This is a genomic window from Streptomyces sp. NPDC094034 (assembly GCF_040303865.1).
Taxonomy (GTDB): domain Bacteria; phylum Actinomycetota; class Actinomycetes; order Streptomycetales; family Streptomycetaceae; genus Streptomyces.
The window spans coordinates 291,831-308,197 of the sequence record NZ_JBEOUD010000002.1 but is presented as its reverse complement, the minus strand read 5'-3'; the positions used below and the strand labels follow the sequence as shown (position 1 = coordinate 308,197).

Here is a 16,367-nt window from a genome sequence, read left to right as displayed (position 1 = left end):
GGAAGCAGCCAGCCGAACCACCGAGGTCCATGGGATCACTTCGAACCCTGCGGGATCCCTTCGAATCCTGTGGGAACCTGCGGAATCCTGCGGGCCCGTGGAATCCGGACGGTCAGAGGCGTTCGATCACGTAGTCGACGCACTCGGTCAGTGCTGTGATGTCCGCCGGGTCGATCGCCGGGAACATCGCCACGCGCAGCTGGTTGCGGCCCAGCTTGCGGTAGGGCTCGGTGTCGACGATGCCGTTGGCGCGCAGCGTCTTGGCCACGGCCGCCGCGTCGATCTCGTCCGCGAAGTCGATCGTGCCGATGACCTGCGAGCGCTTCGCCGGGTCGACCACGAACGGGGTCGCGTACTTGGACGCGTCGGCCCATCCGTAGAGCGCCCGGGCGGAGGTGGCGGTGCGGCGGACCGACCAGTCCAGGCCGCCCTGGGAGTTGAGCCAGGTGAGCTGCTCGTTGAGAAGGAAGAGCGTGGCCAGCGCGGGGGTGTTGTACGTCTGGTTCTTCAGCGAGTTGTCGATCGCCGTCGGCAGCGAGAAGAACTCGGGGACATGACGTCCGGAGGCGTGGACGCGAGCGGCGCGCTCCAGCGCGGCCGGCGAGAAGACACCGATCCACAGGCCGCCGTCGGAGGCGAAGGACTTCTGCGGGGCGAAGTAGTAGACGTCCGTCTCGGTGATGTCGACCGGCAGGCCGCCCGCGCCGGAGGTCGCGTCGACCAGGACGAGTGAACCCTCGTCGGCGCCCGCGACGCGCTTGATCGGGGCCGCGACACCCGTGGAGGTCTCGTTGTGGGTGAACGCGTAGACGTCGACGCCCGTCTCGGCTTTCGGGTCCGGGTGCGAGCCGGGGTCGGCGGAGATGACGGTCGGGTCGGCCAGCCACGGCGCGAGCTTCGCGGCCTTGGCGAACTTGGAGGAGAACTCACCGAAGGAGAGGTGCTGTGATTTGTTCTCGATCAGACCGTGCGTCGCGATGTCCCAGAAGGCGGTGGAGCCGCCGTTGCCCAGGATCACCTCGTAGCCCTCGGGGAGCTCGAAGAGGCTCCGTACGCCCTCGCGCACCGCGCCGACCAGGTTCTTGACCGGGGCCTGGCGGTGGGATGTGCCGAGGAGCGACGTACCGGTGGCGGCCAGCGCGTCCACCGCCTCCGTCCGCACCTTGGAGGGGCCTGCGCCGAAACGGCCGTCGGCGGGCTTGATGTCAGCGGGAATCTCGATATCGGCCACGGGCCGGAGCGTAGTCGCTCGCCCAGCACGCCCGATAACCGTGTCCGTCCGGTGAGACACGGTGAGACGCGGTGAGACGCGGTGAGACGCCCGCCCGGGCGGTGGGAAAGGGGGGAGCACAGGGAGCACAACGGCCGGGCTCGTGTCCCCGCCACCCCCGCCCCACCGTCAGAGCTTCACCCGTAGGGAGTACGACGGGCGTCAGGGAGTCGCCCCCGTGGCCGCCGCTCTCTTCTCGGACAGGGCGTGGAGGTACTCGATGAGCGTGATCAGTACGTACTTGCTGGACGAGCGGTCCCGCGCGTCGCACTCCACCAGCGGCACGTCCGGTGCCAGGACGAGCGCCGCGCGGATCTCCTCCTCGGTGTGGACCGGCCCGCCGAAGTCGTTGCAGGCCACGATGAAGGGAATGCCGTGGTGCTCCAGCCGGTCGATCGCGTACCAGGAGTCGGAGAGACGGCGGGTGTCGACGAGTACGACGGCGCCGAGCGTGCCGGTGAAGAGCCGGTCCCAGAGATACCAGAAACGTTCCTGCCCGGGGGCGCCGAAGAGATAGAGCACCGAGCGCGCGTCCAGGGAGATCCGGCCGAAGTCGAAGGCGACGGTGGTCGTGTTCTTCCGCTGGAGGCCGTCGAGCCCGGCGAGTCCGCTGATGTCCTGGCCCGTGCGTGTCATCGCCTCCTCGGTGTTGAGGGGACGGATCTCGCTGACGGAACGGACCATGGTCGTCTTGCCGACGGCGAAGCCGCCGACGATGACGATCTTCAGACCGTTGTCGGCGGTGCTGGGCAGGGCCTGCCGGTCCGTTGACGGGCCTGTGGACCGTTCGGAGGTTGCGGAGTCCAACGCGCACCTGCTCCAGGATGTGGGGATCGGGAAGGCGGTCGGCCGCCCGGGCCGTGCGGGGTGAGGGGCGCGGGCGCTGTTGGATATTGCTCAAACGGTGGCCACTATATGAGAATTGACGATCAATTTGGGAGCTTCATGTTTCCTTTCTTCGCTGTTCCGGGAGCGGCGAATCAGGAAGAACCGGGACGGTGAGTACGGCGGGGGCATGCTGGATTCATGGCTGAGCGCGATACGCGGGATACCCGCAACGCACGAGAAGCGACGGCAGGGGCAGCGGACGGGGCGTCGGCAATGGACGCGGCAACGGACGCGGCACCGGCCACGGAAGTGGCCGCGGCGCTGACGGCCGCCGTGCGCGGAGAGGTCGATTTCGGCGCGGCGGCCAGAGCGCTGACCACCATGGACGCGTCCAACTACCGGCGGGTGCCGGTCGGGGTCGTCGCCCCGCGCGACGCGGCGGATGTGGCGGCGGCGCTCGCGGTCTGCCGTGCCCACGGGGTGCCGGTGGTGCCGCGCGGCGCCGGGACCTCCATCGCCGGAAACGCCACGGGCCTGGGTGTGGTGCTCGACCTCACCCGCCATCTGCGGTCGATCGTGTCCGTGGATCCGGAGGCGCGCACGGCGGTCGTCCAGCCAGGCGTGGTCCTGGACGCGCTGCGCGAGGCCGTGCGGCCGTACGGGCTGACCTTCGGACCCGATCCGTCCACGCACAGCCGGTGCACGCTCGGCGGGATGATCGGCAACAACTCGTGCGGAGCGCACTCGGTGGCCTGGGGCACGACGGCCGACAATGTCCACGAGCTGTCGGTGATCACCTACGGCGGCGCCACATCCCGCCTCGCCAAGGGCTGGGACGGCGCCCCGGCCGGGGTGCGCGAGCTGGTCGAGTCCCATCTCGCGCCGCTGCGTACGGGCTTTCCCGCCGGGCTGCCCCGGCGGATCTCCGGATACGCGCTGGACGCGCTGCTGCCCGAGGCCGGCACCGATCTGGCCCGCGCCTTCTGCGGCAGCGAGGGCACGCTCGGAGTTGTCACCGAAGCGACGGTACGGCTCGTCGAGTCGCCCCCGGCCCGCGCCCTGGCCGTCCTCGGCTACCCGGACGAGAGCGCCGCCGCCGAAGCCGCGGCCGGGCTGCTCCCGTACGGTCCGCTGACCGTTGAGGGCATGTCCGAGGACCTGGTGCGGGTACGGGGCGACGGCGGGCACGGACTGCCGCGCGGCGGGGCCTGGCTGTTCGTGGAGACGGGCGGCGCGACGCCCGACGAGGCGCGGGCCGCCGCCACCGCGATCCTCCGGGCGGCCGACGCGCTGGACGGGACGGTCGTGGCCGACCCGGCAGGACAGCGGGCGCTGTGGCGCGTACGGGAGGACGCGGCCGGGACCGCGACCCGGATGCCCGACGACACGGAGGCGTGGCCCGGCTGGGAGGACTGCGCGGTGCCGCCCGCCCGGCTCGGCGCGTATCTGCGGGACTTCCGCGCGCTGCTCGCGGAACACGGCCTGCGCGGCACGCCCTACGGGCACTTCGGCGACGGCTGTATCCATGTCCGTATCGACTTCGATCTGCTGACCGACGACGGCGTACGGCGCTTCCGGCGGTTCTCGGAGGAGGTGGCGTCGCTGGTCGTCGCTCATGGCGGCTCGCTCTCGGGCGAGCACGGCGACGGACTGGCGCGCTCGGAGCTGCTGCCGAAGATGTACGGGGACGAACTGGTCGGACTCTTCGGCCGGTTCAAGGACCTGTGGGACCCGGCGGGCGGGATGAACCCTGGCGTGCTGGCCCGCCCGGCCCGCCTCGACGAGAATCTGCGCTTCGCGGTGCTGCCCCGCGAGCGTGTCGAGGTCACGTTCGGCTATCCGCACGACGGGCCGGGCGGAGGGGACTTCTCGGCGGCCGTACGCAGGTGCGTGGGGGTCGCCAAGTGCCGGGTGGGCGGGCCCGCTCCGGCTCCGGGTCCCGCTCCGGCTCCGGCTCCGAGTCCGGGAGCGGGTCCGGGAGCGGGGGCAGGAGCGGGGGCCGGGTCAGGGGCGAGTTCGGGGCCGGGGGTGATGTGTCCGTCGTTCCGCGCGACGGGCGAGGAACAGCACTCCACACGCGGGCGCGCCCGGCTGCTCCACGAAATGCTCGCGGGCGAGGTGGTGACGGACGGCTGGCGCTCGACGGAGGTACGGGACGCGCTGGACCTCTGTCTGTCCTGCAAGGGCTGCCGCAGCGACTGCCCGGTGGGCGTGGACATGGCCACATACAAGGCGGAGTTCCTGCACCACCACTACGCGGGCCGGATGCGGCCCGCCGCGCACTACGCCATGGGCATGCTACCGCGCTGGCTGCGGCTGACGGCGCCGTTCGCGCGGGTGCTGAACGCGGCGGCGCGGGTGCCCCCGCTGGCGTCGCTCGCCAAGCGGCTGGGGGGCATCGCCCCGGAGCGTACGATTCCGCGGCTGGCGCCCGAGCCCTTCGGACGGTGGCTGGGGCGGCATCTGAAGGCCCGTACGGAGGTCTTCGCGCGCGGCCGTTCCGCGGTGTTGTGGCCGGACACCTTCACCGAGTATCTGACGCCGTCGGTGGGCCGGGCGGCGGTACGGGTGTTCGAGGCGGCCGGGATCGGTGTCGTGGCGCCGCCGCGGACAGGCCGGATCTGCTGCGGGCTGACCTATGTCTCGACGGGCCAGCTCGACCGGGCGCGTACGGTCATGCGCCGGGCGCTGGACATGATGGAACCGCTGCTCGACGCGGGTCTGCCGGTCGTCGTCCTGGAACCGAGCTGCGCGGGCGCGCTCACCACGGACCTGCCGGAACTGCTCGGCGACGACCCGCGCGCGGCGCGGCTGGCCGCGTCCGTACGGACCTTCGCCCAGGCCTTGGAGGAATGCGCGCCGGGGTGGCGGCCACCCCGTCTGGACCGTCCGGTCACCGGTCAGACGCACTGTCACCAGCACGCGGTGCTGGGTGACGAGGCGGACCGGCGGCTGCGTGAACGCGCGGGCCTGCACGGTGAGCTGAGCGGCGGCTGCTGCGGTCTGGCGGGCAACTTCGGGTTCGAACGCGGCCATTACGACGTTTCGGTGGCCTGCGCGGAGGACCAGCTGCTGCCGTCGGTGCGGGCGGCCGGAAAGGGGGCGGAGATCCTGGCGGACGGCTTCTCGTGCCGTACCCAGCTGGCGCAGCTGGGCGGCCACCGGGCGCGGCACCTGGCGGAGGTGCTCGCGGAGGCGTTGAGGCGGGAATCGGAATCGGAAGGGGAGCCGGGGGGATCGACGCGGAGGCCGGCCGAGGGGCGGTGACGGGAGGCGCGGTGACGGTGGTGTCCGCGCTCTGGACCGCCTGGGCACCTCGGCCGGCCTCCGCCGTGCCGTGCCGTGTGATGAGCCTCGGCCGGCCGCTGTGCTCGCGCACTCACGCGTCAGCTCGACGTGGGCCGTCGCCTGCGCGTCGCGGAGACCAGGCTCGCCCCCGCGATGACGGCCGCGCCCGCGACTCCGGCGACGACCGACGGGTTGGGGCCCGTGGAGGCCAGGGTCTCGTCGGACTCTCCGCCCGCCGCCCGGGACCGGGCGGCGTCGAGGATCAGATCGGTGACGGCCCTGGGATCGGCCAGCATGGCGAGGTGCGGGGCGTTGATCTCGACCGTATGGGAGCGGGCCCGCTTGGCCTCGAAACGCTCCAGCTCGGGAGAGATGGTCTTGTCCTGGGTGGAGACGAGGGCCCAGGAGGGGATGGTCTTCCAGGCGGCGGGGCCGGCCGTGTCGGCGAACGCCTGGGCGGCGATGGGGCGTTGTGTGGCGGCCAGTACCGCGGTGGTGGCCTCGGGCAGCGAGGCGGCGAACACCGGCCTGAACCGCTCGGGCTTGATGTAGAGATCCGTGCCGGTGGATCCGTCGGGCCGGGTGAACGGTACGGAGTTGGTGGCCGTGCCGAGTTCGCTGCCCGGGAACTTGTCCGAGAGGACCGAGAGGACCTCGCCCCTGTCGGGCATCAGCGCGTTGATGTAGACAAGCGCCTTGACGTGCGGATTGCCGATGGCGGCGCCACTGATCACCGCGCCGGCGTAGGAGTGGGCGACCAGAACGATCGGGCCCTTGATGCTTCTGAGGAAGCTGGCTATGTACGCCGCGTCGCCGTGCAGGCCCCGCAGCGGATTGGCGGGTGCCATGACGAGGTAGCCGTCGTTTTGCAGGTTCGGGACGACCTCGCCCCAGCTCGACGCGTCGGCGAAGGCGCCGTGCACCAGCACGATCGTCGGTTTGGCGGCGGTGACGCCGCGGCTCGCGGAGTGGTTGGCGGCAGCGGCGGCGTCGGCGGCGGGGATGGCGTTGACGAGGGCCGTCGCGGTGAACATCGCGGCGAGGGCGCACGCGTGGTGCGAACGTATCCGAGGGCCGGAACGCGGACCTCTCCTCGGGCGGGGCCGCGAACGTATCCGCCGCCCGGGGGTGGATGGCATGGGCATGTCTCTCTCCTCTTTCGAGACGGGTGAGGGCGAGTCGACATCAGTGTGTTCGTCCCCTGTGGAGGGGGGCGCGCGGTGGCGGGCATGCGGGTGAACGGGGCGAGGTGGGGCGAAGTGGGGCGCGGTCGGATGTGGCCAGGTCCGGGTGTGGCGAGATCCGGGGTCGGCCGGGTGCGGTGGGGCGCGCGGTCAGGCGCCCGACGCCAGTTCGTGCGCGAGGGCCGCGAGATGGGGGATCGCCGGATGCATGGCGCCCTCACGCCAGACCAGGAAGACCTGGAGCGGCGGGGCATCGGGCAAGGGCCGGTAGGCGACCCCGGGGTGGGGGTGCACGGCGGCCGTCGAGGCACTCGTGACGCCGACGCCGCGCGCCGCGGCGATGGTCGTCAGCCAGTCGTCGGTGTTGGTGACCGTGACGGTGGCCGCCGGGCCCGCCCCCGGCGGCCACAGCGCCGGAGTCGTCGTGCCCGAGACCCGGTTGACGATCAGCGGATGGGGCACCAGATCCGCCAGCGTCAGGGAGGTGCGCGCGGCCAGCGGTCCGTCGGCCGGGACCGCCGCCATCCGGGCCTCGGTGAACAGCGGTTCCGTGACCAGACCGGGTGTCGCCACCGGGCCGCGCACCAGCGCCGCGTCGACCTCGCCCCGGGTCAGCCCGGCCGTACGGTCGTCGATCCGCAGCAGTTCGAGCGGGGTCTCCGGCCGCTCCCGCTCCCAGCGGCGCAGCAGCGGCGTGGTGTACGGGCCGAAGGCCGACCAGGCGTGGCCGAGCCGCAGCGGCCTGCGGCGCAGCCGCTCGGCGTCGAGGGCATCGTCGAACGCGGCGACGGCGGAGGCCGCCCGGTCGCGGAAGGCGCGCCCCTCGGCGGTGAGAGAGAGATGGTGGGTGGAGCGCTCCGCGAGCCGTACGCCGAGATGCTTCTCCAGCGCGGCGAGGGTGCGGGAGACGGCGGGCTGGGTGAGATGCAGCCGGGCCGCCGCCCTGGTCACGCTGGACTCCTCGGCGATGGCGAGGAAGCAGCGGAGATGGCGTAGCTCGATGCTCATGCGTCCGGAGCATAACGGCAGCCCAATAAGTATTTCACGGGGTATGGGCGGGGGTCGTAGCGTGACAGTGCGAGACGGTCGGATAAGTGCAGTATCTTGGACTGCGAGTCCATTGAAGCGAACTTAGGGAGGGATCCGGTGGAAGAGCCGCGTACCGCTGCCGCCACTGACGCTGGTGCCGCTGTCTCACTGCCGGAAGTCACCGGCGCCGTCGAGGCCACCGGCGCAGTCCAGGCCGGCGGCGCAGTCCAGGCCGGCGGCGCCGTCCGGGACGCGCGCCCCGGCGACTCCACCGGGCCCGGCAAGGCCGTCGGGGGCGGGCGGAACCTCGGGCCCGTCGCCCTGGTCGTCGCGGGTGGGCTCTCCGTACAGTTCGGTGCCGCGATCGCCGTCCTGCTGATGCCCAGGACCGGCGCCCTCGGTATCGTCTCGCTGCGGCTCGCCCTCGCCGCGATCGTGCTGCTCGCGGTCTGCCGGCCCGCCCTGCGCGGCCACTCGCGCGCCGACTGGGGCACGGTGATCGCCTTCGGCGCCGCCATGGCCGCGATGAACTGCCTCTTCTACCAGGCGGCCGACCGTATCCCGCTCGGCGCGGCCGTCACCCTGGAAGTCATCGGGCCGCTCGCGCTCTCCGTGATCGTCTCGCGGCGGCTGGTCAACCTCCTGTGGGCGGGGCTCGCGCTCGGCGGCGTGCTGCTGCTCAGCGGCGGTGGCTTCGACCGGCTCGACCCGTTGGGCGCGGCATTCGCGCTCGGGGCGGGCGCCATGTGGGCCACCTACATAGTCTTCAGCGCGCGCACCGGCCGGCGCTTTCCGCAGGCCGACGGGCTGGCGCTGGCGATGGCGGTCGGCGCGTTGCTCGCCCTGCCGCTCGGCATCGCGGAGTCCGGCTCGAAACTGCTGGTGCCCTCCACGCTCGGGCTCGCCCTCGCGGTCGCGCTGATGTCCTCCGTCCTCCCGTACACCCTCGAACTGCTCGCTCTGCGGCGGCTGCCCGCCCCCACCTTCGCCGTGCTGATGAGTCTGGAACCGGCCATAGCGGCGACCGCCGGATTCCTCGTTCTGCACCAGGCTCTCTCTGCCACCGACGCGCTGGCGATCGCGCTGGTCATCGTCGCGAGCATGGGCGCCGTACGGACCCAGATCGGGCGCGGGAACCCGAAGCCCGCCCGCACTTCGGCCCGGGACGAAGTCCGGTAACAGCAAAGCAAGCACGCTTGATTGTTTCTCCGGGCGCTGCCATGCTCCGGGGCACGCACACCGTCGTGCCCCGAGGGGAGCGCATTCGTGTCCGACTCCGGCTCTGCCGAAGTGTTCGGTGATCTGCACCGCGAGAGCGAGGAACTCGACCGGCTGGTCGCCCCGCTGGAGCCCGGGAGATGGCTTCTCGCGACCCCGTCACCCGGTTGGTCCATCGCCCAGCAGATCGCCCATCTGACCTGGACCGACTCCGCCGCCCTGGTCGCCCTCACGGACCCGGGGGCCTTCGCCTCGGAGTCCGCCAAGGCACGCGCCGCACCCGGCACCTTCGTCGACGAGGGCGCGGCGGCCGGCGCCGTACTCCCGCCCGCCGAACTGCTCGCCCGATGGCGCGACGGCCGCGCGCGGCTGCACCGGGCCCTGCGCGGGGCGCCGTCCGGCGCACGCTTTCCCTGGTACGGGCCGCCGATGGGCGCCACCTCGATGGCGACCGCACGGCTGATGGAGACCTGGGCGCACGGCCAGGACATCGCGGACGCGCTCGGCGTACGCCGCGAGCCGACCGCGCGGCTGCGCCATGTGGCGTGGATCGGCGTACGGGCCCGTGACTACGCCTACGTCGTACGGGGCGAGCAGCCGCCCGCAGACCCGTTCCGCGTCGAACTGACCGGCCCAGGCGGCGAGTTGTGGACATATGGCCCCGAGGGCGCCGCCCAGCGCGTGACCGGGCCCGCGCTCGACTTCTGTCTGCTGGTGACCCAGCGGGCACATCGCGCGGATCTCGCCGTACGGGCCGAGGGCCCCGACGCCGACGCCTGGCTGGACATCGCGCAGGCCTTCGCCGGACCGGCGGGCCCCGGCCGGGCGCCCAAGGGGGCCTGATGACAGCCGATTCCACCCCCGCTTCCCCGCCCGGCGTGCTGCGGATCGGGAACGCCTCCGGCTTCTACGGCGACCGCTTCGACGCGCTGCGCGAGATGCTCACGGGCGGCCCGCTCGATGTCCTCACCGGCGACTATCTCGCCGAGCTGACCATGCTCATCCTCGGCAGGGACCGGCGGAAGAACCCGGACGCGGGCTATGCGAAGACGTTCCTGCGGCAGTTGGAGGAGGGCCTTGGACTCGCCCATGAGCGAGGCGTCAGGATCGTCACCAACGCGGGCGGACTGAACCCGGCCGGACTCGCCGCCGCCGTACGCGCGCTGGCCGCGCGGGTGGGCGTGCCCGTACGGGTCGCCCATGTCGAGGGGGACGATCTCCTTGCCCGGGGCGGCTGGGGCGACGGCGTCCTCACCGCCAACGCCTACCTCGGCGGCGCCGGAATCGCCGCCTGTCTGCGGGCCGGTGCCGATGTCGTGGTCACCGGACGCGTGACGGACGCGGCGCTGGTGACCGGGCCCGCCGCCGCGCACTTCGGCTGGGACCTCGACGCCCCCGGCCACCCCGACCGCCCCGGTTGTCTCGACGCCCTCGCGGGCGCGGTCGTCGCCGGGCATGTGCTGGAGTGCGGTACGCAGGCGACCGGCGGGAACTACTCCTTCTTCGCGCGGCACGACACAGGCGGACGCGACACACGTGGGCACGACACACGTGGGCACGACACACGTGGGCACGACACACGCGGGCACGACATGCGCCGGCCCGGCTTCCCGCTCGCCGAGATCCACGCCGACGGCTCGGCGGTCATCACCAAGCACGACGGCACGGGCGGGATGGTCGACATCGGTACGGTCACCGCGCAACTGCTGTACGAGACCGGCGGCGCCCGGTACGCCGGGCCGGATGTCACCGCGCGCCTCGACACCGTACGGCTGGACCAGGACGGGCCCGACCGCGTCAGGATCTCCGGCGTACGGGGCGAGCCACCGCCCCCGGCCCTCAAGGTCGGCCTCAACCGGCTCGGGGGGCTGCGCAACGAGATCGTCTTCGTCCTCACCGGTCTCGACATCGACGCCAAGGCCCGGCTGGTGCACGGCCAGATGGAGGACGCTCTCGCCGGGCGGCGCCCCGCCGAGGTCCGCTGGGAGCTGGCCCGTACGGACCGGCCGGACGCCGACACCGAGGAGACCGCCAGCGCCCTGCTGCGCCTCGTCGTACGCGACAGCGATCCGGAGGTGGTGGGCCGGGCGGTCAGCGGGGCGGCGATCGAGCTGGCGCTCGGCAGCTACCCCGGGTTCCATGTGACCGCCCCGCCGGGCAACGGTGTGCCGTACGGGGTCTTCGAGTCGGCGTACGTGGACGCGTCCGAGGTCGCCCACACGGCCGTGCTCCCCGACGGGCGGCGCCTGACGGTGCCCGCTCCCTTACGTACCAAGGCACTTGAGCCGGTCGACGCGCCCCCGCTGCCGGAGCCCCTGCCCGCCGGCCTGCCCACCCGCCGCGCGCCCCTCGGGCTCGTCGTGGGCGCCCGCAGCGGCGACAAGGGCGGCGACGCCAACGTCGGTGTCTGGGCGAGGAGCGAGGACGGCTGGCGCTGGCTCGCCCATCAGCTGACGACCGACAGATTCCGGGAACTGATCCCGGAGAGCCGGGAGTTGACCGTCGTCCGGCATCTCCTGCCCCGGCTGCGCGCCGTCAACTTCACCGTCGAGGGGCTGCTCGGCGAGGGTGTCGCCGCGCAGGCCCGGTTCGATCCCCAGGCGAAGGCGCTCGGTGAGTGGCTGCGCGCCCGGTACGCCGATATCCCGGAGGTCCTGCTGTGACCATGCTCCCCTCGGCCCTCGACACCGCGTCCGCCGACTACGGCGCCCACCGCGCCGCCATGCTCGGCAAGCTCGACGAACTGGCCGCCGAACACGCCAAGGCCCTGGCGGGCGGCGGGGAGAAGTACATCGCCAGGCACCGGGGGCGCGGCAAGCTGCTCGCGCGCGAGCGGATCGAGCTGCTGCTCGACCCCGACACCCCCTTCCTCGAACTGTCCCCGCTCGCCGCCTGGGGCAGCGACCATCCCGTCGGCGCGTCCATGGTCACCGGCATCGGTGTGGTCGAGGGCGTCGAGTGTCTGATCACCGCCAACGATCCGACCGTACGCGGCGGTGCCTCCAACCCCTGGACGCTGAAGAAGGCCCTGCGTGCCAACGAGATCGCCTTCGCCAACCGGCTGCCCGTCATCAGCCTGGTCGAGTCCGGTGGCGCCGATCTCCCCTCCCAGAAGGAGATCTTCATCCCCGGCGGCGCGCTCTTCCGTGACCTCACCCGGCTCTCCGCCGCCGGTATCCCCACCGTCGCGGTCGTCTTCGGCAACTCCACGGCGGGCGGCGCGTATGTTCCCGGGATGTCCGACCACACCGTCATGATCAAGGAACGGTCGAAGGTCTTCCTCGGCGGCCCGCCCCTGGTGAAGATGGCCACCGGCGAGGAGAGCGACGACGAATCGCTCGGCGGCGCCGAGATGCACGCCCGTACGTCCGGGCTCGCGGACCACTACGCGCTGGACGAACAGGACGCGATCAGGCACGCGCGGCGGATCGTCGCCCGGCTCAACTGGCGCAAGGCGCACCCCGATCCCGGCCCTGCCGAGCCGCCGAAGTACGACGAGGACGAACTGCTCGGTATCGTCCCCGGCGATCTGAAGATCCCCTTCGATCCGCGCGAGGTCATCGCGAGGATCGTGGACGGCTCGGACTTCGACGAGTTCAAACCGCTGTACGGGCCGAGCCTGGTGACCGGCTGGGCGCGGCTGCACGGCTATCCGGTGGGGGTGCTCGCCAACGCGCGGGGCGTGCTGTTCTCCGCCGAGTCGCAGAAGGCCGCGCAGTTCATCCAGCTCGCCAATCAGCGCGACATCCCCCTCGTCTTCCTGCACAACACCACGGGCTACATGGTCGGCAGGGAGTACGAGCAGGGCGGCATCATCAAGCACGGCGCGATGATGATCAACGCGGTCTCGAACTCCCGCGTCCCCCATCTGTCCGTGCTGATGGGGGCGTCGTACGGCGCCGGGCACTACGGCATGTGCGGGCGCGCGTACGACCCCCGCTTCCTCTTCGCCTGGCCCGGCGCCAAGTCCGCGGTGATGGGCCCGCAGCAGCTCGCCGGGGTTCTGTCGATCGTGGCGCGGGCCTCGGCGGCGGCGAAGGGGCAGCCGTACGACGAGGAGGGCGACGCGGCGCTGCGCGCGATGGTGGAGCGGCAGATCGAGTCCGAGTCGCTGCCGATGTTCCTCTCCGGGCGGCTGTACGACGACGGGGTCATCGACCCGCGCGACACCCGTACCGTCCTCGGCCTGTGCCTGTCCGCCGTCCACACCGCCCCGGTCGAGGGTGTGCGGGGCGGCTTCGGCGTCTTCCGGATGTGAGGTCCCAGATGATCGAGTCCTTGCTCGTCGCCAACCGGGGCGAGATCGCCTGCCGGGTCTTCCGGACCTGCCGGGAGCGGGGGATCGCCACCGTCGCGGTCCACTCGGACGCCGACGCGGGCGCGCTGCACGTACGGGAGGCGGACGCGGCCGTACGACTGCCGGGGGCCGCGCCGGCCGACACCTATCTGCGCGGCGATCTGATCGTGAAGGCGGCGCTCGCGGCGGGCGCCGACGCGGTGCATCCGGGGTACGGGTTCCTCTCCGAGAACGCGGAGTTCGCGCGGGCGGTGCTGGACGCGGGCCTCGTCTGGGTCGGACCGCCGCCGGGCGCGATCGAGGCGATGGCGTCCAAGACCCGGGCGAAGGAGCTGATGGCGGCGGCGGGCGTACCGCTGATGGCGCCGGTGGATCCGGCCGCCGTCACCGCGGCCGACCTGCCGCTGCTGCTGAAGGCGGCGGCGGGCGGTGGTGGCCGAGGGATCCGGATCGTGCGTGAACTCTCCTCGCTGGACGGAGAGTTGACGGCCGCGTCGGCGGAGGCCGCAGCCGCGTTCGGGGACGGGGAGGTCTTCGCCGAGCCCTATGTGGAGCGCGGCAGACATGTGGAGGTGCAGATCCTGGCGGACGCGCACGGCACGGTGTGGGCGCTGGGCACCCGGGACTGCTCCCTGCAACGCAGACACCAGAAGGTGATCGAGGAGTGTCCGGCACCCGGTCTCCCGGACGGACTGGGTGCGGTACTGCGCGAGGCGGCCGTGGCCGCGGCCCGCGCGGTCGACTACCGGGGCGCGGGCACGGTCGAGTTCCTGATCTCGCCCGAGGGGCGGCCGTACTTCCTGGAGATGAACACCCGCCTCCAGGTCGAACACCCGGTGACGGAAGAGGTGTTCGGGCTGGATCTGGTGGCCCTGCAACTCGCCGTCGCGGAGGGCGCCGCGCTGCCCACGCGACCGCCGGCCGCCCAGGGGCACGCGGTGGAGGCGCGGCTCTACGCGGAGGACCCGGCGGCGCGGTGGGCCCCTCAGACGGGGCGGCTGCACGCGCTGGAGGTGCCCGGACAGGTGGCGGGCCGGGCGCCGGACCGGGCGCCGGGGCTTGCTCCGACGGCCCTCTCCGCCCCACGCCTGCGCGTCGACACCGGCTACACGCACGGCGACACCATCGGGACGCACTACGACGCCATGCTCGCGAAGGTCATCGTCTGGGCGCCCACGCGCGCCGAGGCGCTGCGCGGGCTCCGCCACGCGCTGCGCCGCGCCCGGGTGCACGGCCCTGGCACCAACCGGGACCTGCTCGTACGGTCGCTCGCCCACCCCGACGTCACCGAAGCCCGGTTCGACACCGGCTTCTACGAACGGCATCTCGACGTGCTCACCACCCCCGTCCCCGGCGAGCGGCACGCCGCCGTCGCCGCCGCGCTCGCCGACGCGGCGACCCGTACCCGTACCACCGGCGAGGCGCTGCCCGCGCGGCTCGGCGGCTGGCGCAATGTGGGCGCGCCCGCGCAGCGCAAGACATACGGGGACCACGAGGTGCGCTACCGGGCCACCCGGGACGGTTTTGTCGTGGAGGCCGACGAAGGCGACGACGTACAGGTCATCGCCGTCGCGCCGCACCGCGTCAGCCTCGACGTCGGCGGTGTCGTACGGCACTTCGACGTCCGCGCGTACGGCGACGAGGTCCATGTGGACAGCGCCACCGGCGCGTACCGGCTGATCGCCCGGCCGCGGTTCGAGGAGACCGGCCACCGCACCCCGCCCGGATCGCTGCTCGCGCCGATGCCCGGGACCGTCGTACGACTGGCCCCCGGGCTGGCCGAAGGCGCCCGGGTCACCGCCGGGCAGCCGCTCATCTGGCTGGAGGCCATGAAGATGGAGCACCGCGTCACCGCTCCCGCCTCCGGCACGCTCACCGCGCTCCACGCCGTCCCCGGCCGTCAGGTCGAGGTCGGCGCCCTGCTCGCTGTCGTCACCGATACCGACGTACAGGAGGAATCATCACCATGAGCCACAGCAGCCACAGCAGCCACAGCAGCCACAGTCCGAGCGGCAGCGGCATCATCGAGAGCGAAGAGCACACCGCGCTGCGCGCCGCCGTCGCCGCCCTCGGCCGCCGCCACGGACGCGGATACGACCGCGAGACCCTGTGGCGCGAGGCCGGCAAGCTCGGCTACCTCGGCGTGAACCTCCCCGAGGAGTATGGCGGGGGAGGCGGCGGGATCACCGAACTCTCCCTGGTGCTGGAAGAGTTGGGGGCCGCCGGCTGCCCGCTGCTGCTGATGGTCGTCTCGCCCGCCATCTGCGGCACCGTGATCTCCCGCTTCGGTACGGACGAACAGAAGCGGCGGTGGCTGCCCGGTCTCGCGGACGGCTCCCTCACCATGGCCTTCGGCATCACCGAACCCGACGCCGGCTCCAACTCGCACCGGATCACGACCACGGCGCGCAGGGACGGCGACGACTGGGTGCTGAACGGCCGCAAGGTCTTCATCTCCGGTGTCGACATCGCCGACGCGACCCTCGTCGTCGGCCGTACCGAGGACGCGCGGACCGGCAGCCTCAAGCCCTGCCTGTTCATCGTCCCCCGCGACACCGAGGGCTTCCACCGCTCCCCGATCGAGATGGAACTCCACGCCGTGGAGAAGCAGTTCGAACTGGTCCTCGATGACGTACGGCTGCCCGCCGACGCGCTCGTCGGCGACGAGGACGCCGGGCTGCTCCAGCTCTTCGCCGGGCTCAACCCCGAGCGGATCATGACCGCCGCGTTCGCCCTCGGCATGGGCCGCTACGCGCTGGACCGGGCCGTCGAGTACGCGAGGACCCGTCAGGTGTGGAAGGAGCCCATCGGCGCCCACCAGGCCATCGCGCACCCGCTCGCCCAGGCCCATATCGAACTCGAACTCGCGCGTCTCATGATGCGCAAGGCCGCCCACCTCTACGACGCGGGCGACGACACCGGCGCGGGCGAGGCCGCCAACATGGCCAAGTACGCCGCGGGAGAAGCCTGCGTCAGGGCCGTCGACCAGGCCGTACACACCCTCGGTGGCAACGGGCTCACCCGTGAATACGGGCTGGCGTCCCTCATCACGGCCGCCCGGGTGGCCCGGATCGCGCCCGTCAGCCGGGAAATGATCCTGAACTACGTATCCCATCAGTCCCTGGGTCTCCCCAAGTCCTACTGACACAGGGGATTCTGTCTCTCCCGGTATGTCCAGCGCGTCGGAGCGTCGGCGCGTCCGTACATCCGCACGTCCAGTAGGCCAGCACGCCGCACGTCCACCGCGTCGAAG

The 16,367-nt window shown here is 72.4% G+C and carries 11 protein-coding genes and 1 pseudogene; 7 read left to right on the top strand and 5 right to left on the bottom strand.

The genetic code is table 11. The features are described from left to right. Positions 1-112: 112 nt before the first annotated feature. From serC to ABTZ59_RS03745, 3 genes and pseudogenes are all read right to left on the bottom strand, one after another. Complete coding sequence (serC, locus tag ABTZ59_RS03755; protein ID WP_351389768.1) at positions 113-1,231, bottom strand: phosphoserine transaminase; 1,119 nt, start codon at positions 1,229-1,231, stop codon at positions 113-115. A gap of 201 nt (positions 1,232-1,432) precedes the next feature. Next, positions 1,433-2,077 (bottom strand): GTP-binding protein, encoded by a 645-nt coding sequence (locus tag ABTZ59_RS03750; RefSeq protein ID WP_351389763.1) that lies wholly within the window; start codon positions 2,075-2,077, stop codon positions 1,433-1,435. Continuing rightward, positions 2,061-2,138 (bottom strand): annotated as a pseudogene (locus tag ABTZ59_RS03745) (DUF742 domain-containing protein); the annotation flags it as partial. The gene ABTZ59_RS03750 and the pseudogene ABTZ59_RS03745, both read right to left, overlap by 17 nt. A 233-nt stretch (positions 2,139-2,371) precedes the next feature. On the opposite strand from ABTZ59_RS03745, the gene ABTZ59_RS03740 reads away from it, so the two are divergent. Then, complete coding sequence (locus ABTZ59_RS03740; RefSeq protein WP_351389760.1) at positions 2,372-5,365, top strand: FAD-binding and (Fe-S)-binding domain-containing protein; 2,994 nt, start codon at positions 2,372-2,374, stop codon at positions 5,363-5,365. Positions 5,366-5,484: 119 nt separating this feature from the next. Here the strand turns inward: ABTZ59_RS03740 and ABTZ59_RS03735 are convergent, their stop codons facing one another. Beyond that, complete coding sequence (locus ABTZ59_RS03735; RefSeq protein ID WP_351389755.1) at positions 5,485-6,420, bottom strand: alpha/beta fold hydrolase; 936 nt, start codon at positions 6,418-6,420, stop codon at positions 5,485-5,487. A 300-nt stretch (positions 6,421-6,720) separates the two neighbouring features. After that, positions 6,721-7,578, bottom strand: a complete 858-nt coding sequence (locus tag ABTZ59_RS03730) for a LysR family transcriptional regulator (RefSeq protein ID WP_351389752.1) — start codon at positions 7,576-7,578, stop codon at positions 6,721-6,723. Between the two features lie 138 nt (positions 7,579-7,716). Here ABTZ59_RS03730 and ABTZ59_RS03725 point away from each other — a divergent pair, with 138 nt between their 5' ends. From ABTZ59_RS03725 to ABTZ59_RS03700, 6 genes are all read left to right on the top strand, one after another. Beyond that, positions 7,717-8,778 (top strand): EamA family transporter, encoded by a 1,062-nt coding sequence (locus ABTZ59_RS03725; RefSeq protein WP_351389747.1) that lies wholly within the window; start codon positions 7,717-7,719, stop codon positions 8,776-8,778. Positions 8,779-8,865: 87 nt separating this feature from the next. Then, the gene (locus ABTZ59_RS03720; RefSeq protein WP_351389744.1) at positions 8,866-9,660 is read left to right on the top strand and encodes a TIGR03084 family metal-binding protein; all 795 of its coding nucleotides are present in this window, start codon (positions 8,866-8,868) and stop codon (positions 9,658-9,660) included. Continuing rightward, positions 9,660-11,480: an acyclic terpene utilization AtuA family protein gene (locus tag ABTZ59_RS03715; protein ID WP_351389740.1), complete on the top strand. Its 1,821-nt coding sequence runs from the start codon at positions 9,660-9,662 to the stop codon at positions 11,478-11,480. Before ABTZ59_RS03720 ends, ABTZ59_RS03715 begins: the two co-directional genes overlap by 1 nt. Further along, positions 11,477-13,075, top strand: coding sequence for an acyl-CoA carboxylase subunit beta (locus tag ABTZ59_RS03710; RefSeq protein WP_351389738.1), 1,599 nt, complete (start codon positions 11,477-11,479; stop codon positions 13,073-13,075). Before ABTZ59_RS03715 ends, ABTZ59_RS03710 begins: the two co-directional genes overlap by 4 nt. An 8-nt stretch (positions 13,076-13,083) precedes the next feature. Further along, positions 13,084-15,084 (top strand): acetyl/propionyl/methylcrotonyl-CoA carboxylase subunit alpha, encoded by a 2,001-nt coding sequence (locus ABTZ59_RS03705; RefSeq protein ID WP_351389736.1) that lies wholly within the window; start codon positions 13,084-13,086, stop codon positions 15,082-15,084. Then, positions 15,081-16,259 carry an acyl-CoA dehydrogenase family protein gene (locus ABTZ59_RS03700; protein WP_351389731.1) on the top strand — a complete coding sequence of 393 codons (1,179 nt, stop codon included), beginning with the start codon at positions 15,081-15,083 and terminating at the stop codon, positions 16,257-16,259. The genes ABTZ59_RS03705 and ABTZ59_RS03700 overlap by 4 nt, the downstream gene beginning before the upstream one ends. Positions 16,260-16,367: the final 108 nt, after the last annotated feature.

Excerpts from the sequence above, each read along its gene's own strand:
- ABTZ59_RS03740 (WP_351389760.1), top strand. The coding sequence starts at position 2,372 with ATGGACGCGGCAACGGACGCGGCACCGGCCACGGAAGTGGCCGCGGCG.
- ABTZ59_RS03730 (WP_351389752.1), bottom strand. The coding sequence starts at position 7,578 with ATGAGCATCGAGCTACGCCATCTCCGCTGCTTCCTCGCCATCGCCGAG.
- ABTZ59_RS03715 (WP_351389740.1), top strand. The coding sequence starts at position 9,660 with ATGACAGCCGATTCCACCCCCGCTTCCCCGCCCGGCGTGCTGCGGATC.
- ABTZ59_RS03705 (WP_351389736.1), top strand. The coding sequence starts at position 13,084 with ATGATCGAGTCCTTGCTCGTCGCCAACCGGGGCGAGATCGCCTGCCGG.
- ABTZ59_RS03735 (WP_351389755.1), bottom strand. The coding sequence starts at position 6,420 with ATGTTCACCGCGACGGCCCTCGTCAACGCCATCCCCGCCGCCGACGCC.
- ABTZ59_RS03700 (WP_351389731.1), top strand. The coding sequence starts at position 15,081 with ATGAGCCACAGCAGCCACAGCAGCCACAGCAGCCACAGTCCGAGCGGC.